Annotated in this window: 3 rRNA genes; all 3 read left to right on the top strand. The window is 56.1% G+C overall.

What is annotated here, in order from left to right:
* The first annotated feature begins 187 nt into the window (after positions 1 to 187).
* The 3 genes from LQ757_RS19010 (at position 188) to rrf (ending at position 5,618) form a co-directional block, all read left to right on the top strand.
* Positions 188 to 1,718 (top strand): 16S ribosomal RNA (locus LQ757_RS19010).
* A 456-nt stretch (positions 1,719 to 2,174) separates the two neighbouring features.
* Positions 2,175 to 5,278, top strand: a 23S ribosomal RNA gene (locus LQ757_RS19005).
* A 223-nt stretch (positions 5,279 to 5,501) separates the two neighbouring features.
* A 5S ribosomal RNA gene (rrf, locus tag LQ757_RS19000) occupies positions 5,502 to 5,618 on the top strand.
* The 16S, 23S and 5S rRNA genes sit together here, the layout of an rRNA operon.
* Positions 5,619 to 5,620: the final 2 nt, after the last annotated feature.

The following is a 5,620-nucleotide window of genomic DNA, read 5'->3' as shown; positions in this document are numbered from 1 at the left end:
CGGGTGCGTCCGTTCCTTGAGAACTCAACAGCGTGCACTATGTTCAATGCCAATTTTTTGAACCCCGACCTGCTTTTCGGAGTGGGTGGGATTCCTTTGATTGATGGACAATTTGATTTTTGATAGTCAGTTGTTTCTCTGTCAGTGATTTGAACTCCCTGATGCCTTCGGGTGTTGGGAACCATTTTTTTTGGAGAGTTTGATCCTGGCTCAGGACGAACGCTGGCGGCGTGCTTAACACATGCAAGTCGAACGATGAACCCTAGCTTGCTGGGGGGATTAGTGGCGAACGGGTGAGTAACACGTGAGTAACCTGCCCTGGACTCTGGGATAACCCCGAGAAATCGGAGCTAATACCGGATAGGACCTTGGATCGCATGATCTGGGGTGGAAAGTTTTTCGGTTTGGGATGGACTCGCGGCCTATCAGCTTGTTGGTGAGGTAATGGCTCACCAAGGCGTCGACGGGTAGCCGGCCTGAGAGGGTGACCGGCCACACTGGGACTGAGACACGGCCCAGACTCCTACGGGAGGCAGCAGTGGGGAATATTGCACAATGGGCGCAAGCCTGATGCAGCAACGCCGCGTGCGGGATGACGGCCTTCGGGTTGTAAACCGCTTTTAGTAAGGAAGAAGGGAAGCGCAAGCTTTTTGACGGTACTTGCAGAAAAAGGACCGGCTAACTACGTGCCAGCAGCCGCGGTAATACGTAGGGTCCGAGCGTTGTCCGGAATTATTGGGCGTAAAGAGCTCGTAGGCGGTTTGTCGCGTCTGCTGTGAAAACTAGAGGCTCAACCTCTAGCCTGCAGTGGGTACGGGCAGACTGGAGTGCGGTAGGGGAGAATGGAATTCCTGGTGTAGCGGTGGAATGCGCAGATATCAGGAGGAACACCGATGGCGAAGGCAGTTCTCTGGGCCGTAACTGACGCTGAGGAGCGAAAGCGTGGGGAGCGAACAGGATTAGATACCCTGGTAGTCCACGCCGTAAACGTTGGGCGCTAGATGTGGGGACCTTTCCACGGTTTCCGTGTCGTAGCTAACGCATTAAGCGCCCCGCCTGGGGAGTACGGCCGCAAGGCTAAAACTCAAAGGAATTGACGGGGGCCCGCACAAGCGGCGGAGCATGCGGATTAATTCGATGCAACGCGAAGAACCTTACCAAGGCTTGACATGACCGAGAACGCGCCAGAAATGGTGAACTCTTTGGACACTCGGTTACAGGTGGTGCATGGTTGTCGTCAGCTCGTGTCGTGAGATGTTGGGTTAAGTCCCGCAACGAGCGCAACCCTCGTCGCATGTTGCCAGCACGTTATGGTGGGAACTCATGTGAGACTGCCGGGGTCAACTCGGAGGAAGGTGGGGATGACGTCAAATCATCATGCCCCTTATGTCTTGGGCTTCACGCATGCTACAATGGCCGGTACAAAGGGCTGCGATGTCGTAAGGCGGAGCGAATCCCAAAAAGCCGGTCTCAGTTCGGATTGAGGTCTGCAACTCGACCTCATGAAGTCGGAGTCGCTAGTAATCGCAGATCAGCAACGCTGCGGTGAATACGTTCCCGGGCCTTGTACACACCGCCCGTCAAGTCATGAAAGTCGGTAACACCCGAAGCCGGTGGCCTAACCCTTGTGGAGGGAGCCGTCGAAGGTGGGATCGGTGATTAGGACTAAGTCGTAACAAGGTAGCCGTACCGGAAGGTGCGGCTGGATCACCTCCTTTCTAAGGAGCAACTCGGAAGCCTTCGGGTTTTCGCAGTGCGCCAGATCAGACCGAACGTGTCTGCTGGTTGCTCATGGGTGGAACATTGGATATAGGTGCTCGTCTGAATGGTTCAGACCTAGTACGCCGGCTCTTTCGGGAGGTGGTTGGAACGGTGGGGGCCGGCCGGTCGGGCACGTTGCACGCTGTTGGGTCCTGAGGGACCGGACAACTCTGCGCTCTTCGGAGTGTGGGGGTGATGGTTTCTTCAGGCCTTCACCGATGATGACTTTGGGTTGTCGGGTGTGGGGGTTCTGGCCGTCTGTTGAGAACTACATAGTGGACGCGAGCATCTTAGAAGCAGTCCTTTGGACTGTTTCACAAAGATTTCGATGACATGCCTTTCGGGGTGTGTCTGACTAATCATTGGTCAATCTCGCACCCTTCGGGGTGCGCGATCGATTCAAACTCATGTGATTTCAAGTTTCTAAGAGCAAACGGTGGATGCCTTGGCATCTGGAGCCGAAGAAGGACGTCGTAATCTGCGATAAGCCTCGGGGAGCTGATAAACGAGCTGTGATCCGAGGATTTCCGAATGGGGAAACCCCGCCAGGCCCTTTGGGTGACCTGGTGACTCCCGCCTGAATGTATAGGGCGGGTAGAGGGAACGTGGGGAAGTGAAACATCTCAGTACCCACAGGAAGAGAAAACAACCGTGATTCCGTGAGTAGTGGCGAGCGAAAGCGGAAGAGGCTAAACCGGTCATGTGTGATACCCGGCAGGGGTTGCATGGTCGGGGTTGTGGGACCTTTCGGACTGTACTGCCGTGCAGTCACGGTGACGCGTCGGGTATAGACGAACCGGATTGAAAGCCGGACCGGAGTGGGTGTGAGTCCCGTAGTCGAAATGCCTGGCGGCCCGGAGAGGTATCCCAAGTAGCGCGGGGCCCGAGAAATCCCGCGTGAATCTGTCAGGACCACCTGATAAGCCTAAATACTCCCAGATGACCGATAGCGGACAAGTACCGTGAGGGAAAGGTGAAAAGTACCCCGGGAGGGGAGTGAAATAGTACCTGAAACCGTTTGCTTACAAACCGTCGGAGCCTCCTTGTTGGGGTGACGGCGTGCCTTTTGAAGAATGAGCCTGCGAGTTAGTGATCTGTGGCGAGGTTAACCCGTGTGGGGTAGCCGGAGCGAAAGCGAGTCTGAATAGGGCGATTCAGTCGCAGGTCCTAGACCCGAAGCGAAGTGATCTATCCATGGCCAGGTTGAAGCGACGGTAAGACGTCGTGGAGGACCGAACCCACTTCAGTTGAAAATGGAGGGGATGAGCTGTGGATAGGGGTGAAAGGCCAATCAAACTTCGTGATAGCTGGTTCTCTCCGAAATGCATTTAGGTGCAGCGTTGCGTGTTTCTTGCCGGAGGTAGAGCTACTGGATGGCCGATGGGCCTCAACAGGTTACTGACGTCAGCCAAACTCCGAATGCCGGTAAGTGAGAGCGCAGCAGTGAGACGGTGGGGGATAAGCTTCATCGTCGAGAGGGAAACAACCCAGACCACCGACTAAGGTCCCTAAGCGCGTGCTAAGTGGGAAAGGATGTGGAGTTGCACAGACAACCAGGAGGTTGGCTTAGAAGCAGCCACCCTTGAAAGAGTGCGTAATAGCTCACTGGTCAAGTGATTCCGCGCCGACAATGTAACGGGGCTCAAGCACGCCACCGAAGTCGTGGCATTCATACAATCGATAGGCCTTCGTGGTCCAGTCGTGTGGATGGGTAGGAGAGCGTCGTGTGGGCAGTGAAGCGGCGGTGGAAACCAGCCGTGGAGGCCACACGAGTGAGAATGCAGGCATGAGTAGCGAAAGACGGGTGAGAAACCCGTCCTCCGGAAGACCAAGGGTTCCAGGGTCAAGCTAATCTGCCCTGGGTAAGTCGGGACCTAAGGCGAGGCCGACAGGCGTAGTCGATGGACAACGGGTTGATATTCCCGTACCGGCGAAGAACCGCCCACACGAAGCCAGGAGTGCTAAGCATCCCAAGCCATGACGGACCCTTCGGGGAATGTTGTGGGGCGGCATGCGACCCCATCTGGTGGAGTGAGCGTGATAACAGGTGTGACGCAGGAAGGTAGCCCAGCCCGGGCGATGGTTGACCCGGGGCAAGCGTGTAGGCCGAGCGATAGGCAAATCCGTCGCTCACACAGGCTGAGACGTGACGCGGATGAAAAGTGGGTGATCCTATGCTGCCGAGAAAAGCATCGACGCGAGGTTCTAGCCGCCCGTACCCCAAACCGACTCAGGTGGTCAGGTAGAGAATACCGAGGAGATCGAGAGAATCGTGGTTAAGGAACTCGGCAAAATGCCCCCGTAACTTCGGGAGAAGGGGGGCCCGAAGCGTGAACCCACTTGCTGGGGGAAGCGTGGAGTGGCCGCAGAGACCAGTGGGAAGCGACTGTTTACTAAAAACACAGGTCCGTGCCAAGTCGCAAGACGATGTATACGGACTGACGCCTGCCCGGTGCTGGAAGGTTAAGAGGACCGGTTAGCCGCAAGGCGAAGCTGAGAATTTAAGCCCCAGTAAACGGCGGTGGTAACTATAACCATCCTAAGGTAGCGAAATTCCTTGTCGGGTAAGTTCCGACCTGCACGAATGGCGTAACGACTTCCCAGCTGTCTCAACCGCGAACTCGGCGAAATTGCAGTACGAGTAAAGATGCTCGTTACGCGCAGAAGGACGGAAAGACCCCGTGACCTTTACTACAGCTTGGTATTGGTGTTCGGTGTGGCTTGTGTAGGATAGGTGGGAGACTGTGAAGCTGGCACGCTAGTGTCGGTGGAGTCATTGTTGAAATACCACTCTGGTCACTCTGGATATCTAACTTCGAACCGTGATCCGGTTCAGGGACAGTGCCTGGTGGGTAGTTTAACTGGGGCGGTTGCCTCCCAAAAAGTAACGGAGGCGCCCAAAGGTTCCCTCAACCTGGTTGGCAATCAGGTGGCGAGTGTAAGTGCACAAGGGAGCTTGACTGTGAGACTGACAGGTCGAGCAGGGACGAAAGTCGGGACTAGTGATCCGGCAGTGGCTTGTGGAAGCGCTGTCGCTCAACGGATAAAAGGTACCTCGGGGATAACAGGCTGATCTTGCCCAAGAGTCCATATCGACGGCATGGTTTGGCACCTCGATGTCGGCTCGTCGCATCCTGGGGCTGGAGTAGGTCCCAAGGGTTGGGCTGTTCGCCCATTAAAGCGGTACGCGAGCTGGGTTTAGAACGTCGTGAGACAGTTCGGTCCCTATCCTCTGCGCGCGCAGGAAATTTGAGAGGATCTGACCCTAGTACGAGAGGACCGGGTTGGACGAACCTCTGGTGTGCCAGTTGTTCCGCCAGGAGCACCGCTGGTTAGCTACGTTCGGGATGGATAACCGCTGAAAGCATCTAAGCGGGAAGCCGGCCTCAAGATGAGATTTCCATCCCTTCGGGGGAGAGGCTCCCAGCCAGACGACTGGGTTGATAGGCCGGATGTGGAAGACAGGACTAACGACTGTTGAAGCTGACCGGTACTAATAAGCCGATAACTTGACAATCACCACACACACACGAATGTGTTCATTCACGGAAAGGCCGTGTGCGTGGCCCGAAGATTGCTTGCGTCCACTCTGTGGTTCCCAACAGACGGAAACCCAACACATAACTCAACACGAGTAACACCCCACCCCACCCCAACCGGGCATCAGCCCGCGACCGGGTGGAACCAGGTGGGACACCGAGACCACCAACCACCCCAACAGGTGACGTTGGTTCTAGAGTTTCGGCGGCCATAGCGCGAGGGAAACGCCCGGACACATTCCGAACCCGGAAGCTAAGACTCGCAGCGCCGATGGTACTGCAGGGGGGACCCTGTGGGAGAGTAGGACACCGCCGGACAT

The organism is Agromyces cavernae, assembly GCF_021044935.1.
Classification (GTDB): Bacteria; Actinomycetota; Actinomycetes; order Actinomycetales; family Microbacteriaceae; genus Agromyces; species Agromyces cavernae.
The sequence above is the reverse complement of the archived record's forward strand: the minus strand, read 5'-3'. Positions and strand labels throughout refer to the sequence as shown.